Origin of the sequence: Solimonas aquatica (assembly GCF_900111015.1) — a bacterium.
Lineage (GTDB): Bacteria > Pseudomonadota > Gammaproteobacteria > Nevskiales > Nevskiaceae > Solimonas > Solimonas aquatica.
On sequence record NZ_FOFS01000009.1, the window covers coordinates 37,770 to 56,745 of the forward strand.

Sequence of the window (18,976 nt, forward strand, 5' to 3'; positions counted from 1 at the left end):
TGCGGATGCTTACTCGGCCGGAAGCGACACCGGCGAGCTTTTTACTGCTGCCTGCTTTTTCAGAACATCGGATCGATGCGCACGTCCTCGCCGCGCGTCAGCGCCGCCTGCGTGTGGCGGGCGATGTTGCCGGGCGGCAGCTTGCCGGGCCCGGCGGTTTCCACCAGCACATAGGTGCGCCCGCCGTAGCTCAGCCAGGCCTGATCGGCCTGCGGCGTCGCCGCGATGCCGAGCAGATAGTGCTGCGGCACGTGCACGCCGATCAGCGGCGCATCGGTGAGGTTCTGCAGAATCGCGGCGAGCAGCGCGGCCTTGGTGTCGCAGTCGCCATAGCCGCGTTCCAGGGCGCGCAGCGGCGGATAGAAGCCGAAGATGTCGCGCCCGTCTTCGCGGCCTTCCGGCTTGCGGTAGGCAAGACCGCTCTGCACCAGCGCCACGGCGGCGGCAATCAGCCATTGCTGGTCGTAGCCACGCTCGTCGGCCACGCGGCGCAGGGCGGCAACCACAGGCAGCACCCGGTCACGGTTGCGCTCGACCACTTGCGCGACATCGACATACAGCTGCGTGCCACGATCCGGCGTGTTGCGCAGGCGCAGCGCGTGCTCGCGGTAGTAACGGGTGGTCTGGCGATCAAAGACCGCCTGCCGGCAGTCACCGCTGGCCATGCAGCTGCGCATCAAGGTATCGAGTTCGGCATCGGAGCTGCCGAACTCCCGCAGCGAGGCCTGGCTGGCGCCGGGCGGCAGCGAGAAATCCAGGGTCAGCGGTTCATTGTCGAAGGTGCGGAAGCTGGTGCTGATCCAGGATTCGCCTTCGGCGCCGGGCAGGCTGAGATAGCGCGCCGCCTTCGCAGTGCCCGGCTCGGTGCCGGCGGAAATCAGCGTCGCGTCTTCCTCCGGTGTCGCGGAAGCCCATGCCAGATTGCAGGCCAGCAGCAGGGCCAGCACGCTCGCAGCCCATCGCCAACAGCGCCCCGACATCGTGATGGCGGCGCGAATCGGCAGACGGGATACGGATCGGTCCATGGCAGACCTCCACGTTTGTGGATGGGTGCCATGGCGATCCAAGTCATGTGCGACATTGCCGTGCCGGCGTCAGGGGAAACGCGTCAGGTTCTGTCGGGGCAACACAGGACACCGGCTCAGGTCAGATGCCTTGCCGTCACCGTCATCGACCTGCCCGCCGCGCAGCCTCCGGCCCTCGCATTTTTTCAATGCAGGCTTCGCCTTGTGAAAGGAAGTTGAGAAGCGCCCCGGACCGCGCCCGCTCCAACATCGTTGTCAGGGGTCGCCCGGCGCGCGCCTTGGCCCTTCAGCGCCTGCAGTCTTCCACGCGGTCACTGGCGAGGGATGGACGGCCGGCGGCTGCACCTCGCCGCCATGCAATTTGGAGTCCCGGCAGCCGCGGATGACGGTTTTACGTCACGAAATGACGGAGAACCGTCACGGTTTTTTGACAGAGGCAAGTGCTGTGCCCGCAACCGCGAGTGCCTGCCCATGATCGGCGGCAGGCACTCATCGCAAAAAGCCGGCGCCGCCGGGCCCCGGCCCCTGCGGGCTAAGCTAGCGCCAACCGAAGCAGCGGAGCCTCGTGATGACGAGCGAACCCACAGCGGCCGAGCCTGACAACACTGCCGTGCGCGTCGCCCTGTGGCGGGCCCTGCATCTGGAAGCCGATGCGCCGCCTCCTGTGTTTGAAGACACCATCGGTCTGGCGCTCGCCGCCCCCGACGCCCACTGGCGCCGCCGGCCGGACATGAGTCCCTTCACCCGCGCCTTCCGCGCTTCCATCGTCGCCCGCGCGCGCTTCGTGGAAGACCTGCTGGCCGAGCAACTGGCCAGGGGACTGCGGCAGTACGTGATTCTCGGCGCGGGTCTGGACAGCTTCGTGCAGCGCCAGCCACAGCTCGCCGCGCAGCTGCGCGTGTTCGAGATCGACAAGCCCGGCGCCTCGGCCTGGAAGCGCCAGCGCCTCATCGCGCTGGGTTACGGCATCGCGCCCGGCCTGCAGCTGGTGCCGGTGGATTTCGAAGCCGGCGAACCCTGGTTCCAGCGCCTGCACGACGCGGGATTCGACCCGCACGAACCGGCCCTGCTCGCGTCCACCGGCGTGAGCATGTATCTCAGCCGCGAGGCGATAGCCGATACGCTGCGCCAGATCGCGAAACTGGCGCGCGGCTCCACGCTGGTGATGTCGTTCATGCTGCCGATCGAGATGGCGCCACCGGAGGTGCGGCCGGGCATCGAACGTGCAGCCGCAGGGGCCCGCGCCAATGGCACGCCCTTCATCAGCTTCTTCCGGCCCGAGGAGATGCTGGCACTGGCACGTGAAGCGGGCTTTCGCGAAGTGGCGCATGTCTCCGCCGCGCAGCTGGCGCAGCGCTACTTCGCCGCGCGCAATGACGGTCTGCGCCCGCCGGACAATTCCGAGGAGCTGCTGGTCGCCAGCTGCTAGCCGCCCGCGCGCTTCAATGCCGGTGGCGGTGATGCGCATCGGGAAAATGCGCGTGCCGGTGCGTCAGCGCTTCATGCCGATGCGGATGACGATGACGCGTGCCCGGCGCCACCGGCGCCTCGTGTTCGTGCTGGTGATGCGCATCGTGCACATGCTCGTGATCGTGCTGCATCGGCTCATGGTGGTGGGCATGCTCGTGGCGCTCGCTCAGGTGCAGCCACACGCCGTAAGCCATCAATAAGCCCGCGGCGCCCAGGCGCAGGCTTGCGCTTTCGCCCAGCGCCAGAGCCAGCAGCGCGCCGAAGAACGGCGCCACCGAGAAATACGCGCCGGTACGCGCGGTGCCGAGCCGGCGCAGCGCCAGCACGAACAGGCTCAGGCTCAGGCCATAAGCGACAAAGCCCAGCAGCAGCGCCTGCAGCAGCTGCGTCGGCGTCGGCAGCTGCGCGCCCAGGCTCAAGGCCAGCGTCACGTTCACGCCGCCCGATGCCACACCCTTGAAGGCGGCGATCCAGCTGGCATCGCTCAGCGACAGCTTGCGCGTGAGATTGTTGTCCAGCGCCCAGCACAGACAGGCGGCCAGCACCAGCAGCGCCGGTCCCAGCGCGCTCAGATGCGGCCGCGCCGGCCAGCTGAGCAGCACCGCACCCGCCACGATGGCCAGCATGCCGAAGGCGACGCGACGATCGACGTTCTCGCGAAAGGCAAACCAGGCCAGCAGCGCCGTGAACACCGCCTCGGCATTGAGCAGCAGGCTGGCATCGGAGGCCGGCAGCCCCCGCAGCCCCAGCATCAGCAGCACCGGCGCCACCACGCCGCCGCACAGCACGGCGCCCGCCAGCCAGCCACGCTCCGCCGCCGGCAGCTGCACCGGCTGCGCGCCGCTGATGCGGCGGTACAGACTCATGCCCAGGCCAGAGCCCAGGTACAGGAGGCCCGCGAGCAGCCAGGGATTGAGGTCCGCCAGCAGCTGCTTGGCCAGCGGCGTGCCCAGTCCGAACAGCAGCGCCGAACCCAGCGCCGCGAGCACGCCGGGTTCGTGCAGATTGCCTAGCTTGATCATGGTGAAAGCCTAAGCCCTGCGACAGCCTGGCGCCACGCATGCATCCGAGCCGATGAGGGCGCATGCACCCTGCGTCGTGAGCGGCCATAATCGTTTCATCGGAGCCCGGTGCGGCGCAGCACGGACGCATCGTTCCGCCCGCACACGGAGACCGCAGCCATGACCAACAGCTTCAAGGCCCGCGCCACGCTGCAAGTCGGTGATCAGCGCTACCAGTACTACAGCCTCGCGGCGCTGGAACCGCACTTCAACATCAGCCGCCTGCCCTACTCGATCAAGGTGCTGCTGGAAAACCTGCTGCGCCACGAGGACGGCGTCAACACCACGGTGGCCGACATCGAGGCCCTGGCCGGCGCGGACTTTCGCAAGCTCCCCGTCAAGGACATCAACTTCACCCCGGCGCGCGTGGTGCTGCAGGACTTCACTGGCGTGCCCTGCGTGGTGGATCTGGCCGCGATGCGCGACGCCATGAAGGCGCTCGGCGGCGATATGCGCAAGGTCAATCCCCTTTGTCCGGTGGAGCTGGTGATCGACCACTCGGTGATGATCGATCACTACGGCAGCCGCGAGGCGCTGGATCTCAACGCGAAAATCGAATTCCAGCGCAATCAGGAGCGCTACACCTTTCTGCGCTGGGGCCAGGAGGCGCTGCAGAACTTCAAGGTGGTGCCGCCGGACACCGGCATCGTGCATCAGGTGAACATCGAGTATCTGGCGCGCGTGGTGTTCGAGAAGGACGGTCTGCTGTACCCGGACAGCTGCTTCGGCACCGACAGCCACACCACCATGGTCAATGGCATCGGCGTGCTGGGCTGGGGCGTGGGCGGCATCGAGGCCGAGGCGGCGATGCTGGGCCAGCCTTCTTCCATGCTGATTCCGGAAGTGATCGGCGTGCGTCTGAGCGGGCAGCTGGCCGAAGGCGCCACCGCCACCGATCTGGTGCTCACCGTCACGCAGCTGCTGCGCAAGCGCGGCGTGGTGGAGAAGTTCGTGGAGTTCTTCGGGCCGGGCCTGGCGAACCTGTCGGCCTCGGACCGCAACACCATCGGCAATATGGCGCCGGAGTACGGCGCCACCTGCGGCATCTTCCCCATCGACGAGGAAACCCTGCGCTATCTGCGCCTCACCGGACGCAGCGAAGCACACATCGCGCGAGTGAAGGCCTATGCGCAGGCGCAAGGCATGTGGTGGACGCCGGATGCGCCCGAGGCGCAGTACAGCGATGTGCTGCATCTGGACCTGTCCAGCATCCAGCCCAGTCTCGCCGGCCCCAAGCGCCCGCAGGATCGCGTGCTGCTGGCAGAGGTGAAAGCCAATTTCCAGCAGGCTTTCGCCGCTGAACAGAAAGCCCGGCCCAGCAAGGGCGTGGTGCGCGTGCGGCACAAGAACGAGGACTTCGCGCTGGAAGACGGCGCGGTGGTGATTGCCGCCATCACCTCCTGCACCAACACCTCCAATCCCAGCGTGCTGATCGGCGCGGGCCTGCTGGCGAAGAAGGCGCGCGCCCTGGGCCTGCGCAGCAAGCCCTGGGTGAAGACCTCGCTGGCGCCCGGCTCCAAGGCGGTCACCGAATATCTGGCCAAGGCCGGCCTGCTGGAAGACCTGGAAGCCCTGGGCTTCTACGTCAGCGCCTACGGCTGCACGACCTGCATCGGCAACTCCGGGCCGCTGGACGATCCGATCAGCAAAGCCATCAACGACCACACGCTCAGCGTCTCGGCCGTGCTCTCCGGCAATCGCAATTTCGAGGGCCGCGTGCACCAGGACGTGCGCATGAACTATCTCGCCTCGCCGCCGCTGGTGGTGGCGTACGCGCTGGCCGGCAGTACGAATATCGATCTGACGCGCGAGCCCATCGGCCAGGGCAGCGATGGCCGCGAGGTGTTCCTGAAAGACATCTGGCCCAGCAATCAGGAGATTCAGCAGCTGGTGGCCGCCAGCGTCAGCAGCGAGCTGTTCCGCAAGAGCTATGCGCAGGTGCTCAGCGGTGATGCGCGCTGGCAGGGTATACAGGTGGCACGCTCCGACACGTATCCCTGGGACGCGCAGAGCACCTACATCCAGAACCCGCCCTACTTCGTCGGCATGAGCCGCACCGCGCCCGGTGTGCAGGCCCTGCACGGTGCGCGCTGTCTGGCCCTGCTGGGCGATTCCATCACCACCGATCACATCTCGCCGGCCGGCGACATCAAGAAGGACGGTCCGGCCGGACTGTACCTGCAGGCGCGTGGTGTGCAGAAGGCCGACTTCAACAGCTTCGGTTCCCGACGCGGCAATCACGAGGTGATGATGCGCGGCACCTTCGCCAACACCCGCATCAGGAACGCCATGACACCCGGCATCGAAGGCGGCGTCACCAAGCACATTCCCAGCGGCGAGGTCTTGAGCATTTACGATGCGGCGATGCGCTATCAGCAGGCTGGTGTGCCGCTGATTGTGCTGGCCGGCAAGGAATACGGCACCGGCTCCTCGCGCGACTGGGCGGCCAAGGGCACCCTGCTGCTGGGCGTCAGGGCCGTGATCTCGGAGAGCTTCGAGCGCATCCACCGTTCCAATCTGGTGGGCATGGGCGTGTTGCCGCTGAACTTCGTCGATGGCCAGAGCGCCCAAAGCCTGGGCCTCGACGGCAGCGAGCAGTACGACCTCGAAGGCCTGCAGCGCGGCGCGCGCCAGCTGCAGGTGATCGCCCGCAAGGCCGACGGCCGCACGCTGAAGTTCACCGTGACGGTGCGTATCAATACGCCGAAGGAGTGGGACTACTACGAGCACGGCGGTGTGCTGCCGTACATGCTGCGACAGATGGCAGCGTAGTGCGCGCTTCTCGCCGGCCCATCGCGCGATGGGCCCGGAACGTCGCCCGTAGCCCGTCGTAGCCCGTAGGGCGGGTTAGGCGCGTGAGCGCCGTAACCCGCCGCTTTGGCTTTGTTGTTTGTGGCTGAGTTTGTCTCTCAATCTATTGGCTTCTTCCACCGCCCTTCGGCGGCGGCCGCAGAAGCTCCCCCGTAGGTCGCTTCTGCTCTCTTTGCTTGTGCAAAGAGAAGTAAGCAAGAGAAAGCACACCCCGGCTCTGGCGCCCGCTACGCGGGTGCCTTCGCTGTGCAACGTGCTCGGGGCCGTCGCGCACAGGCCATCCATGGCCTGTACGCAACTGAGCCGGACATCGTGTCCTGCTCTCCCCTGCGCTCGCCGCACAGCTCAGCGCCAGAGACGGGGACCCCAACTTCAAAAGCCACAGTAAAAGCAGCTTCGAGCGATGAGCGTCGCTGCGCAGTGCTTTGTTGTTGCCTTTAACCCCCTTTGCCTCGCACCGAGCAGCGTAGCGAGCGCAGTGGGAGAGCCGAACAGGAAGTTCGGCTCAGTTGCAGCCGCGCCATGGATGGCGCGTCTGCAACGGCCCCGAGCACGCGGAGCCGCGCAGGCTGCCGGCGCCGCGTGAGCGGCGACGGATGCGAGGCGTAGGGCGTGCTTTCTCTTGGGTACTTCTCTTTGCACGAGCAAAGAGAAGTACCTCGGGCGCCGAAGCGCGCACGAAACCAAGGCTAGATCTAGAACAACACGAAGCAACAAACAGCAAAGCCTGGCGGGTTACGGCGCTATCGCGCCTAACCCGCCCTACACCTACGTTGAGGCTTTGCGGCTGCGAGGCGCTCAGGCCACGCGCTTGCGGGGCTGGGCGGCCCGCTGCGCCAGGGCGCGGTTCAGGCCCGAGAGAATCGCCTTCAGCGAGGCCGTGACGATATTGGAATCACGTCCCACACCAAACAGCGCGCGACTCTCACCCAGCTTCAGCTCGATATACGTCACCGCCGCCGCATCCGCACCGCTGGTGATGGCGTGCTCGTGATAGTCCACCACCGTGATCTTCTCGCCCACCAGCTGCGAGAGCGCGGCAGTGAAGGCGTCGATGGGACCATTGCCCTGGCCTTTCAGCTTGTGGCCGCGACCGTCGATGCTGACTTCGGTGCCCAGCTCCACCAGATCACGCGTGGAATCCTCCACCAGATGGTGCGAGACATAGCCGTAGGGAGCAGCGGCGTCGAAATATTCTCGCTGGAAGATCGCACCGATATCGGCCGCGCTCATTTCCTTGCCGGTGTCGTCCATCACCTGCTGCACCGCCTGGCTGAATTCGATCTGCAGACGGCGTGGCAGCGACAAGCCGAATTCCTGCTCCAGCAGATAGGTGATGCCACCCTTGCCCGACTGCGAGTTGACGCGGATCACCGCCTCGTAGCTGCGCCCCAGGTCCAGGGGATCGATGGGCAGATAAGGCATCTCCCAGATGTCGTTCTCGCCGCGCGCATTGAAGGCCTTCTTGATCGCGTCCTGATGCGAGCCGGAGAACGAGGTGAACACCAGATCCCCCACGTAAGGATGACGCGGCCCCACCGGCAGCTGATTGCAGTACTCCACGGTGCGGCGGATTTCGTCGATGTCCGAGAAGTCCAGCTGCGGATGCACGCCCTGGGTGTACATGTTCAGGGCCATGTTCACCACATCGACATTGCCGGTGCGCTCGCCATTGCCGAACAGGCAGCCTTCGATGCGGTCGGCGCCGGCCATCAGCGCGAACTCGCCGGCCGCCGTGCCCGTGCCGCGGTCATTGTGCGGATGGATGGACAGCACGATGCTGTCGCGGCGCTGCAGATTGCGGTGCATCCACTCCACCATGTCGGCGAAGATGTTGGGCGTGGAATGCTCCACCGTCGACGGCAGGTTGACGATCAGCGGGCGCTGCGGCGTGGGCTGGAACACCTCGCTCACGGCATCGACGATGCGCCTGGAGAATTCCAGCTCGGTGCCGGAGAACATTTCCGGCGAATACTCGAAGTGCCACTCGGTCTCGGGATTTTCCTCGGCCAGCTGCTTGATCAGGCGCGCATGGGTCACCGCCAGCTCGACCACCTCGTCGAGATTCATGTTGAACACCACGCGGCGCATCACCGGCGCCACGGCGTTGTAGAAGTGCACGATGGCGCGGCGCGCCCCTTTCAGCGCCTCGAAGCTGCGGCGGATCAGCGGCTCGCGCGACTGGGTCAGGATCTGGATGGTGACGTCATCCGGAATGTGCTTTTGTTCGATCAGGCCGCGGATGAAGTCGAACTCGGTCTGCGAGGCGCTGGGAAAGCCGACCTCGATCTGCTTGAAGCCCACCTTCACCAGCTGCTGGAACATGCGCAGCTTGCGCTCGGCGTTCATCGGCTCGATGAGCGCCTGGTTGCCGTCGCGCAGATCCACCGAGCACCAGGTCGGCGCGCGGGTGATGGTGGCGTCCGGCCAGCTGCGGTCACGCAGATGCACCGGGGCGAAGGGACGGTATTTCTTGGACGGGTCTTGCAACATGGCCATGGCAGCTTTCCTGGGCATCGGGCCGCAACGTACATCGCTGCCGCTGCGGCGGGGTTCTGGGATTGGGTCTTGGTTTGCGCGGTTTCGGCCCCGAGCTGGCGCGGCTCTATGTCTGCCTTACGGCAGAAGGAGCAGACCCGAAAGCAGGAAGAACGCGCGCGCCGGCCCGGCCTTGCGGGCTGCAGCGGAAACAGTGTGGCGGTCGCGGTTCATGGCCGGCGACTATAAACGAATTTGCGCAGGTGCAAAACCCCGGCGCACGAAGGTGGTGATGAACGGGACGAACGGCTTCAGGCGCTGTGCCGGCGACGCAGCCGCCGCCACAGCACCGCCGCCGGCCCGGACAGCGCGTAGGCCACGAAGCTCAGGAACAGGATGCGCGGCGGATCGATCATCAGCAGGGCCAGCACCCCCACCACCGCCGCGAAGGACAAGAAGCGCATGCGGCCATTGAGATTGAGCTTCTTGAAGCTGTTGTAGCGGATGCTGGACACCATCGACAGCGCGGTGAGCAGGGTCAGCGGCGCCGCCAGCCACAGCACATCGCTGCCGTCGAAGGGCACGCGCCCGGACAGCCAGGAAAACAGCGAATGGCTGTCGTCCACGCAGCTCCACACGAAGAAGGTCACCACGGCGGCGGCGGCGGGGCTGGGCACGCCGTAGAAATCCTTGTTGGAGCTGGCAATCGCCGCCAGCACATTGAAGCGCGCCAGACGCAGGGCCGCGCAGGCGGTGTAGGCGAAGGCGATCACCCAGCCGAGCTTGCCGCCCAGGGCGCGGTAGTCGCCCAGGTAATGCAGGGAAAAGCTGTAGATCAGAATCGCCGGCGCGACGCCGAAGGCGACCATGTCGCAGAGCGAATCGTATTCCTTGCCGAAATCGCTCTGGGTGTTGGTCATGCGCGCGATGCGGCCGTCCATGCCGTCGGCGATCATCGCCACCAGCACGCCCAGCGCCGCCGGCTCGAAGCGCCCGGCCATGGCCATGACGATCGCGTAGAAGCCGCCGAACAGGGTGCCGGTGGTGAACAGATTGGGCAGCAGGTAGATGCCCTTGCGGCGCGGACGCGGCGCGGTTTCGCTCATGCCTTCCATCCCCAGGTGAACCGGCGGCATCTTAGTCGATGCCGCGTGACAATCCCGCTTTCGCAAACAAGGAGGGCGCCGCCTGGCGCCCTCCTCAGACTCACGCCTCGTCGCCGCTGGCGCCGATTCCGACCGCCAGCACGCGACGAAGTTTTAGTTGCGGCTCTTGTCGACCAGCTTGTTCTTGCCGATCCAGGGCATCATCGCGCGCAGCTTGCCACCGGTCTGCTCGATGGGGTGCGCGGCGTTGAGGCGGCGCATCGCGGTCATTTCCGGATAGCCGAGCTTGCCTTCGGCGACGAAGGCCTTCGCGTACTTGCCGGTCTGGATGTCGAGCAGGGCCTGCTTCATGGCCTTGCGCGATTCCTCGTTGATGACCTTGGGACCCGTCACGTACTCGCCGTACTCGGCGTTGTTCGAGATCGAGTAGTTCATGGTGGCGATGCCGCCTTCGTACATGAGGTCCACGATCAGCTTGAGCTCGTGCAGGCACTCGAAGTAGGCCATCTCCGGCGCGTAGCCGGCGTCCACCAGGGTTTCGAAGCCGGCCTTGACCAGTTCCACGGCACCGCCGCAGAGCACGGCCTGCTCACCGAACAGATCGGTTTCGCACTCGTCCTTGAAGGTGGTTTCGATGATGCCCGAGCGGCCGCCGCCGATGGCGGAGGCGTAGGACAGCGCCACGTTCTTGGCGTTGCCGCTGGCGTCCTGGTAGACCGCGATCAGGTCGGGAATGCCGCCACCCTTGGTATACTCGTTGCGCACGGTGTGGCCCGGCGCCTTGGGCGCAACCATGATCACGTCCAGATCGGCGCGCGGCACCACCTGGTTGAAGTGGATGGCGAAGCCGTGGGCGAAAGCCAGGGTCGAGCCCTTCTTGATGTTCGGCTCGATCTCGTTCTTGTAGAGCTCGGACTGGAACTCGTCCGGGGTGAGGATCATCACCAGGTCGGCCCAGGCGCAGGCTTCCGCCACGTTCTTGACCTTGAGGCCGCCGGCCTCGACCTTCTTGGCGGTGGCCGAACCCGGACGCAGCGCCACGACGACATCGACGCCGCTGTCCTTGAGGTTCAGGGCGTGGGCATGGCCCTGCGAGCCATAGCCGATGATGGCGACCTTCTTCGACTGGATGATCGAAAGGTCGGCGTCTTTGTCGTAGTAAACGTTGATGCTCACGGGAAAACTCCAGTCTGACTTATGAGGGCCGCTTGCGGCGGACCCGGTTACTAAAAAAGGGCTCAGGCGCTCTTGGCCGGGGTGACGACCTGATGGCCGATGGCCACGGCGGCCACACCGCTGCGTACCAGCTCCAGCACCGTGGAGAAGGCGCTGAGTGCAGCGATGAAGGCTTCGATCTGCGCGCCGCTGCCGGCCAGCTGCACGGTGCGCGTGTTGTCGGTGCCATCGAGGGCGATGGCGTGGTGGTCGCGCACGCAGTGGATGAAGGCATTGGCCTTCTCCGGCGGCAGATCCACCTTGACGATCACCAGCTCCGACTCGATGTGCGGGGCGCTGGAGAGGTCCGCGATCTCCACCACGTCCACCAGCTTGCGGGTCTGCTTGATGATCTGCTCGATCACCGCGTCCGAGCCGCTGGTGACCAGGGTCAGACGCGAGACCGCCGGGTCATGAGTAGGGGCCACCGACAGCGAGTCGATGTTGTAACCGCGCGAGGAAAACATGCCCGCCACCCGGGCCAGGGCACCGGCTTCGTTTTCCAGCAGAATCGAGATGATGTGACGCATAGGGCGCGCATCTTAGTGTCAACGCGCCAATAAATCATCCTCAAACCTAGGCCCGGGGCGGCAAAAACCGCTAATATCGCGCCCCCGCCCGATTCCCTAGCAGCCGCAAGCCCATGAACGCTGCCCGCACCAAGCCCCATCCTCTCGCCGGCAAGACCTTGAGTGGCGCCGAAATCGTCGTACAGATTCTGGCCGACGAAGGCGTAGGCGCGGTCTTCGGCTACAGCGGCGGCGCGATTCTGCCCAGCTACGACGCGATCTTCCGCTACAACGCCGAGCACGGCCAGGACGGCCGCGACGCCATCCCGCTGATCGTGCCCGCCAACGAGCAGGCCGCCGCCTTCATGGCCGCCGGCTACTCGCGCGCCTCCGGCAAGGTCGGCGTGTGCATGGTCACCTCCGGCCCCGGCGCCACCAATACCGTCACCCCGGTGCGCGACTGCTACGCCGACTCCATTCCCATGGTGGTGATCTGCGGCCAGGTGCCCACCGCCGCGGTCGGCACCGATGCCTTCCAGGAGGCGCCGATCAGCTCGATCATGGGCGCCGCCGCCAAGCACGTGTTCCTGGTCACCGAGCCCACGCGCCTGGAAGCCACGCTGCGCAGCGCCTTTGAAATCGCGCGCACCGGCCGTCCGGGCCCGGTGGTGGTGGACATCCCCAAGGACGTGCAGAACTGGAGCGGCGTGTTCCGTGGCGAGGGCGTGCTGCCCCTGCCCGGCTATCGCGCGCGGCTGCGCGAGGTCTATGAAAACCGACTGGACGCGGCCAAGGCCGAGTCCTTCGCCCAGCTGCTGCGCGCCGCCAAGCGCCCGCTGATCTACGCCGGCGGCGGCGTGGTGCTGGGCGAGGCTTCCGAAGCGCTGCGCGCGCTGTCGCAGACCTTCGGCATTCCGGTCACCACCACGCTGATGGGCATCGGCGCCGTGGACACCCGCGACCCGCTGTGCCTGCAGATGCTGGGCATGCACGGCACCGCCTTCGCCAACTACGCCACCGACGACTGCGACTTCCTGATCGCCATCGGCGCGCGCTTCGACGACCGCGTCGCCGGCGTGCCGGGCAAGTTTGCGCGCAATACCAAGGCCATCGCGCATCTGGACATCGATCCTTCCGAGATCAACAAGGTCAAGGCGGTGCACTGGCACCACGTCGGCGAGCTGAACCAGGCCCTGGGCGCGCTGCGCGAGCATCTGCAGAGCAGCGGCTTTACGCCCGACTACACGCAGTGGCACGCGCACATCGCCGAGCTCAAGCAGAAGTACGCGATGAATTACGAGCGCGGCGGCGACTACATCCAGCCGCATGCGGTGATCGAGGCCATCAACCGCCTCACCAAGGGCGAGGCCATCGTCGCCACCGGCGTCGGCCAGCACCAGATGTGGGCCGCACAGTACTTCGACTTCGCCCGCCCGCGTCTGTGGCTGACCTCGGGTTCCATGGGCACCATGGGCTTCGGCCTGCCGGCGGCCCTGGGCGCTGCGTTTGCGCAGAAGGATCGCATCGTCATCGACATCGACGGCGACGCTTCCATCCGCATGAACTTCGGCGAGCTGGAAACCGCCACCACCTACAACGTGCCGGTGAAGATCGTCGTGCTCAACAACAACGGCGACGGCATGGTCAAGCAGTGGCAGCGCCTGTTCTTCGAATCGCGCTACTCGGGTTCGGACAAGACCCTGCACCAGAAGGACTTCGTGCTGGCCGCCAAGGCCGATGGCTACAAGTTCGCGGCGCGCGTGGAGAAGAAGGACGATCTGGAGCGCGTGATCGCCGAGTTCATCGCCTGCCCCGCCCCGGCCTTCCTGGAAGTGATGATCGACCCCATGGCCTCGGTGTATCCCATGGTCGGCCCCGGTCAGACCTACGAACAGATGATCACCGGCGACTGGATCGCCTCGCGCAGCAGCGCGCCGCAGCCCACCAAGGTGGACGCGGCGAGCACGCAGATGTTCTAAAAAATCTGCTGTCCTCACAGAAGAACCGCTGTCATGCCCGCGCAAGCGGGCATCCAGCGATCAGGCATCGCGCTCGTCCGATACCGTGCACTGGATTCCCGCTTGCACGGGAATGACCAAAGGCTTCGGGCGGCACAGGACCTTGTTCAGCGCTCGCGGCGCAGCTCGGTCACCCGCGCCAGAATCTCGCGCTTGCTGATCACGCCCAGCACGTGGCGGTGCTGCAGATCGTCCACCACCGGCAGCCAGTCCACCGGCAAGTGCGTAAGCGCATCCCAGGCCTGCGCCAGGGTCAGATGCGCAGGCAGAATCAGGAAGTCGCTCTCCAGATAGTCCTTCACCGGCGCGCTGGCGCTGCTGGGCGAGCGGTACAGCACCTCATGCAGGCGATGCACGGACAGCGCGCCCACGAAACGCCCCTGCGCATCGATCACATGCAGATACCGGCGCCGCGCAAGGCCGAACAGCTCGTGCGCCTCGGCGAGCGTGGCATCCGGCGCCAGGGTCTTGCTCGGCGGCCGCACCAGCTGCGCCAGTGGCGTGGCCTCGTAAGCGCGGATCTCCGAAGCCTTGAGCTGGCGGCGATCCAGCACCGCGTACAGCGAGTTCCGGCGACGGAACAAGCCCGAGACCGTGTAGGCCAGCACGCAGCCGCACATCAGCGGCAGCAGCAGGCTCGCGTCCATGGTCATCTCGAAGACCATCAGAATCGACATCAAGGGCGCGTGGCTCACCGCCGTCATGAACGCGCCCATGCCCACCAGCGCCAGCAGCACGGTGTCGGCTGACAGTCCCGGCACCGGCAGCGCCGCTGCCGCGCCGGCGATCAGGCTGCCCAGGGCCGCACCGATGAACAGCGCCGGCGTGAAGATGCCGCCGATGGCGCCGGAACCGGCGATCAGCAGCGTGGCCGCGATCTTGGCCAGCAGCAGCCAGCCCACCGGCACGGACAGCGGCGCCTCGTGCAGAATCGCGCGGATGGGCTCATAACCATTGCCCGCGACCTCCGGCACCAGCAGGGTGATCGCGCCCATCAGCAAGGCGCCCAGCGCCATGCGCAGCACCAGCGGCGCGGGCACCCGCAGGAAAACCCGCCGCGCGCGATCCAGCAGCGCCAGAAACGGCGGCCCCAGCAGGCCGGCCGCGAGGCCGACGACCAGCAGCAGCGCCAGTCCGCCACCGCCCAGCTGCGCGCCGCCCTGCGCCAGCGCAAACGGCGCCGCCTCGCTGCCCAGTGCATGCACCGTGAGCGTGGCCGTCACCGCAGCGGCGAACAGCGGGATCAGGCGCTCCACGGTGATCGAGCCCAGCACCACCTCGGCCACGAACATCGCCCCGGCCAGGGGCGTGTGATACACCGAGGCCAGACCCGCCGCCGCGCCGCAGGCGGTGCACAGCCGCAAGGTGCTGCTGTCCGCCCAGCGCCGGCCACTGAGCGAACCGCTCAGCGCCGCCAGCTGCACCATCGCGCCTTCGCGGCCGATGGAGCCGCCGCTGACGATGGTGGCCAGGGACGAGGTCGCGCGCAGCAGCGAGCTGCGCAGGGGCACGCGGCCATCGCCTTCGGCAATCGCCTCCATGTAATCGCGCTCGCCGGGCTCCCGGCGCAGGCGCCGCTCCCAGCTCAGCAGAGCGCCGGCCAGCAGCGCGCCGAGCGTGGGCAGCAGCAGACGCCAGTACCAGGGCAGCGCCGCGAAATGCACCGTGATATCGGCCTGCGAGCCCAGCAGCGCGCTGTCCAGCGCCTCGATGCCGAGCCGGAAGGCGCTGGTCAGCAGTGCCGCCAGCACCCCGATCGGCAGGGCCAGCGCCACCGCCACCCACAGCGCGCCCGAGCGCAGCCGGCGCCAGATCGGCGCGAAGGCGGAACGCGGCGGCTCGCCGTTCAAGAGCATCGGCTCCTAAAAGTTCTGGACCTCATTCTAGATTCCAGTTTTTCTGCCGGCGCGCAGCAGTCCCATGGCCGCGGGAATCGTCAACAAGGAGGAGGCGCCGCTGCCTTCGAGTTCCGCAAGCTGTAGCATTGCCGCACCCATTTTTTATCGAGCCCTGAAAATCACCATGAGTAATCCGAATATCCAGACCGAGCTGCAGGACCGCGTGCTGACCCTGCGCATCAACCGCCCCGAAAAGAAGAATGCGCTGAACCAGGACATGTACGCGGCGATGGCCGACGTGGTGGCCGCCGCCGCGAAGAACGACGAGGTGCGCGTGCTGCTGATCACCGGCACCGGCGACAGCTTCTGCAGCGGCAATGATCTGCAGGACTTCCTCCAGGCCCCGCCCGCGCCCTCGCCCGACGCGCCGGTGCTGCGCTTCATGCTGGAGCTGGCCGCCTTCGAAAAGCCCGTGGTCGCCGCCATCACCGGCCCGGCCGTGGGCATCGGCACCACCCTGCTGTTCCATGTCGATCTGGCCTATGCCGCCGAGAACGCGCGCTTTCTCATGCCCTTCGTCAACATCGGCATCTGCCCGGAGTACGCCTCCAGCGTGCTGCTGCCGCGCAATATCGGCCACGTGCAGGCCGCCGAGCTGGTGATGCTGGCCGAGCCCTTCACCGCCGCCAAGGCGCTGGACGCGCGCCTGATCAACGCCGTGCTGCCCGCCGATCAGGTGCTGCCAGTCGCGCAGGCCAAGGCCCGTCGCCTGGCCGAACAGGCGCCGCAGGCCCTGCGCACCACCAAGGCCCTGCTCAAGCGCCAGGACGCGGCCATGATCAAGGACACCATCCTGCTCGAAGCCGTGCACTTCACCAGCATGCTGCGCGGCGACGAAGCCCGCGAAGCGCTCACCGCGATGACCGCCAAGCGCAAGCCGGATTTTTCGAAGTTCAAGTAAGGCGCGATCCGCAGCAAACACGCTCCCGATCCCGACGGCTGTCGAGAAAGGAGCCGAAGCGCGTTGCAAGCCGTGCTCCCCTCTCCCCTCGCGGGAGAGGGGCCGGGGGAGAGGGTGCGAGCCGCCCGATCAAGCAACAATCCCTCTCGGCAACAACTACTCCCTCTCCCATCACGACGCGACACGGCAGCCGAAAAGCCGCCCTGCTCCGTTTCCGCCACCAACGCATCACCGCCGGCGGCAGAACCCGCTCCCGCGTCGCTTGTTCTGGGCGCCCGGCGGAGCAAGCGCTATGCTCGATCGATGAGCAAGCCCCATCGCAAGCGCCCCGCCAAAACCGCCGCCCCCAGCAAAGCTCCCGGCTCGGACTTGCCCGAGCGCAAAGACAAAGCAGCCGGGGCCGGCGAAGATGCCGCCGAAATGAAACCCCTGCGCATCGGCTCGCGCCTGTTACGCGGCGCGGCGCGCTGATGCACCGGCAAGCTTCTTGCGCGCAGGGGCGCCAGCCCGACATTGCAGTCCTTACCCCCACCACAATCCGGACAAAACGGTCATGAGCACTCCCATTCCTGCGACCCTCATCCCTGGCGACGGCATCGGCCCTGAAATCATGGACGCCACGCTCGCCGTACTCGATGCCCTGGGCCTGTCCTTCGACTGGGATGTGCAGCAGGCGGGCGCCGCTGGCGTCAAGGCCGCCGGCGATCCGCTGCCGCAGGCGGCGCTGGACTCCATCCGTCGCACCCGTCTGGCGCTCAAGGGCCCGCTGGAAACGCCCTCCGGTGGCGGCTATCGCTCCAGCAATGTGCGACTGCGTGAAGAGTTCAAGCTCTACGCCAACCTGCGGCCGGCGCGCACCATCATTCCCGGCAAGCGTTACGACAACATCGATCTGGTGGTGGTGCGCGAAAACGTCGAAGGCCTGTACATGGGCTATGAGCACTTCATCCCCATCGACGGCGATCCGCATGCCGTGGGCATGTCCACCGGCATCAACACCCGTCAGGGCTGCCGCCGCATTCTCGAATACGCCTTCGACTACGCCATCGCCACCGGCCGCAAGAAGGTGACCGTGGTACACAAGGCCAACATCATGAAGGCGCTCACCGGCATCTTCCTGGAGACCGCGCGCGATCTGTATCTGGAAAAGCGCTACCACGGCCGCGTGCAGATGGGCGAGATCATCGTCGATGCCTGCGCCATGAAGCTGGTGCAAGACCCCTGGCAGTTCGACGTGCTGGTGACCACCAATCTGTTCGGCGACATCCTCTCCGATCTGGTCGCCGGCCTGGTCGGCGGCCTGGGCATGGCGCCCGGCGCCAACATCGGCGCAGACGCCGCGATCTTCGAAGCCGTACACGGCTCCGCACCTGACATCGCCGGCAAGGGCATCGCCAACCCCATCGCCCTGCTGCTCGCGGCGGCGATGATGCTCGACCATCTCAAGCTCAGCGAACAAGCCACGCGCCTGCGCAAGGCTATCGACGACACGTTGAATGTGGATCAGGTGCGGACGGGGGATTTGGGCGGGAGCGCGAATACGAAGGGGTTTACGCAGGCGCTGGTGAGTAGGATTCGGAACGGATGATGTTGGCTACGGCTTGGCGGGCGTGCTCAGCGCAAAGCGTTACTTAGTCCAAGAAAATAAAACTGCCGCCTAGTTTCGTCACTTATCTCAGGCTCGGAGGAAATGACGGTTGGGCAGCAAGAAATTCAGAAACAAGCTGTGTGTGTATTGCGCCCGCGAGACTTCGGTCACGGGTGATCATGTCTTTGCCCGTGAGTTCTTCTTGCCGAATCGGCGCTGCAATCTGCCTCAAGTGCCAACATGCGGTCCTTGCAATAATGCGAAGAGTAAGATCGAACACTACTTGACTGCACTGCTGCCGTTCGGCGGCAGACATACGGACGCATTGGAGTCGCTAACTACACTTGTACCGAAAAGGCTTGAGAGGAATAAAAAACTCCAACGGCACTTGGCCACGCGACGGAGCACGGTCTGGAGCCTTGAAAACGGAGTCTATAGGCAAGCCATGACTGTTCCTTTAGAACCTGGAAGCATTGAACAGTTGTTCGCATTAATCGCCAAAGGATTGGCGTGGCACCACTGGCGACTTTATTTCACAGAGGAGCATACGCTTGAAGCGATGGCCTTGACGTCATTTGGGGAGAAGTTCCTCCAGCAGAATTTCTTTGACTTAAACGTCGCACAAAGAGTCCAAGTCAGTCTGGGAGAAGGAACCGTGCAATATGAAGCCGTTCAAGGCGTAGACTGCTCTCACATTACAGTGTGGCGTTTTAAGGTTTACGGGGGGCTTGCCATGGGCGGAGATCCAGAAGCTCCGAATGAGGTCTGCAACCAGATCGCGGTCTTGACCGCGCCAAATAGGACGTTCCGTATGGCGGAACTACTAAGCAAGTTCGGGGCAATCCCGAAAGAAAAGGCGGCAGATTTATTTTCATCATCTCAAAACAAATAATCGC

The 18,976-nt window shown here is 65.8% G+C and carries 14 protein-coding genes; 7 read left to right on the forward strand and 7 right to left on the reverse strand.

What is annotated here, in order from left to right:
* Positions 1-59 precede the first annotated feature (59 nt).
* Complete coding sequence (locus tag BMY12_RS11880) at positions 60-1,025, reverse strand: hypothetical protein (RefSeq protein ID WP_143068942.1); 966 nt, start codon at positions 1,023-1,025, stop codon at positions 60-62.
* Positions 1,026-1,593: 568 nt separating this feature from the next.
* On the opposite strand from BMY12_RS11880, the gene BMY12_RS11885 reads away from it, so the two are divergent.
* Entirely contained in the window at positions 1,594-2,454 is an 861-nt protein-coding gene (locus BMY12_RS11885; protein WP_093286377.1) for a class I SAM-dependent methyltransferase, read from the forward strand.
* 13 nt (positions 2,455-2,467) lie between these two features.
* Here BMY12_RS11885 and BMY12_RS11890 read toward each other — a convergent pair whose 3' ends face one another.
* Positions 2,468-3,517 (reverse strand): DMT family transporter, encoded by a 1,050-nt coding sequence (locus tag BMY12_RS11890; protein WP_093286380.1) that lies wholly within the window; start codon positions 3,515-3,517, stop codon positions 2,468-2,470.
* Positions 3,518-3,676: 159 nt separating this feature from the next.
* Here BMY12_RS11890 and acnA point away from each other — a divergent pair, with 159 nt between their 5' ends.
* Positions 3,677-6,328, forward strand: coding sequence for an aconitate hydratase AcnA (acnA, locus tag BMY12_RS11895; RefSeq protein WP_093286383.1), 2,652 nt, complete (start codon positions 3,677-3,679; stop codon positions 6,326-6,328).
* An 837-nt stretch (positions 6,329-7,165) separates the two neighbouring features.
* On the opposite strand, the gene leuA is transcribed toward acnA, so the two are convergent.
* The 4 genes from leuA to ilvN all read right to left on the reverse strand — a co-directional run bounded on the left by leuA (position 7,166) and on the right by ilvN (position 11,696).
* On the reverse strand, positions 7,166-8,860 hold the full coding sequence (gene leuA / locus BMY12_RS11900) for a 2-isopropylmalate synthase (protein WP_093286781.1): 1,695 nt from the start codon (positions 8,858-8,860) through the stop codon (positions 7,166-7,168).
* 296 nt (positions 8,861-9,156) lie between these two features.
* On the reverse strand, positions 9,157-9,951 hold the full coding sequence (gene pssA, locus BMY12_RS11905) for a CDP-diacylglycerol--serine O-phosphatidyltransferase (protein WP_093286784.1): 795 nt from the start codon (positions 9,949-9,951) through the stop codon (positions 9,157-9,159).
* 153 nt (positions 9,952-10,104) lie between these two features.
* Positions 10,105-11,121 (reverse strand): ketol-acid reductoisomerase, encoded by a 1,017-nt coding sequence (gene ilvC / locus BMY12_RS11910; RefSeq protein WP_093286786.1) that lies wholly within the window; start codon positions 11,119-11,121, stop codon positions 10,105-10,107.
* A 68-nt stretch (positions 11,122-11,189) separates the two neighbouring features.
* The gene (gene ilvN, locus BMY12_RS11915; RefSeq protein WP_093286386.1) at positions 11,190-11,696 is read right to left on the reverse strand and encodes an acetolactate synthase small subunit; all 507 of its coding nucleotides are present in this window, start codon (positions 11,694-11,696) and stop codon (positions 11,190-11,192) included.
* A gap of 113 nt (positions 11,697-11,809) precedes the next feature.
* On the opposite strand from ilvN, the gene ilvB reads away from it, so the two are divergent.
* The gene (gene ilvB, locus BMY12_RS11920) at positions 11,810-13,654 is read left to right on the forward strand and encodes a biosynthetic-type acetolactate synthase large subunit (RefSeq protein WP_093286388.1); all 1,845 of its coding nucleotides are present in this window, start codon (positions 11,810-11,812) and stop codon (positions 13,652-13,654) included.
* Positions 13,655-13,800: 146 nt separating this feature from the next.
* Here ilvB and BMY12_RS11925 read toward each other — a convergent pair whose 3' ends face one another.
* Positions 13,801-15,543 carry a ClcB-like voltage-gated chloride channel protein gene (locus tag BMY12_RS11925; protein WP_218140175.1) on the reverse strand — a complete coding sequence of 581 codons (1,743 nt, stop codon included), beginning with the start codon at positions 15,541-15,543 and terminating at the stop codon, positions 13,801-13,803.
* A 172-nt stretch (positions 15,544-15,715) separates the two neighbouring features.
* On the opposite strand from BMY12_RS11925, the gene BMY12_RS11930 reads away from it, so the two are divergent.
* From BMY12_RS11930 to BMY12_RS20005, 4 genes are all read left to right on the forward strand, one after another.
* Complete coding sequence (locus BMY12_RS11930; protein ID WP_093286789.1) at positions 15,716-16,492, forward strand: enoyl-CoA hydratase; 777 nt, start codon at positions 15,716-15,718, stop codon at positions 16,490-16,492.
* Between the two features lie 303 nt (positions 16,493-16,795).
* A complete protein-coding gene (locus BMY12_RS20340) occupies positions 16,796-16,963 on the forward strand; it encodes a hypothetical protein (protein ID WP_177188969.1) in 168 nt (55 codons plus the stop codon).
* An 82-nt stretch (positions 16,964-17,045) separates the two neighbouring features.
* A complete protein-coding gene (locus tag BMY12_RS11935; protein WP_093286394.1) occupies positions 17,046-18,080 on the forward strand; it encodes an isocitrate/isopropylmalate dehydrogenase family protein in 1,035 nt (344 codons plus the stop codon).
* Positions 18,081-18,189: 109 nt separating this feature from the next.
* Positions 18,190-18,972 carry an HNH endonuclease gene (locus tag BMY12_RS20005; RefSeq protein ID WP_143068943.1) on the forward strand — a complete coding sequence of 261 codons (783 nt, stop codon included), beginning with the start codon at positions 18,190-18,192 and terminating at the stop codon, positions 18,970-18,972.
* Positions 18,973-18,976: the final 4 nt, after the last annotated feature.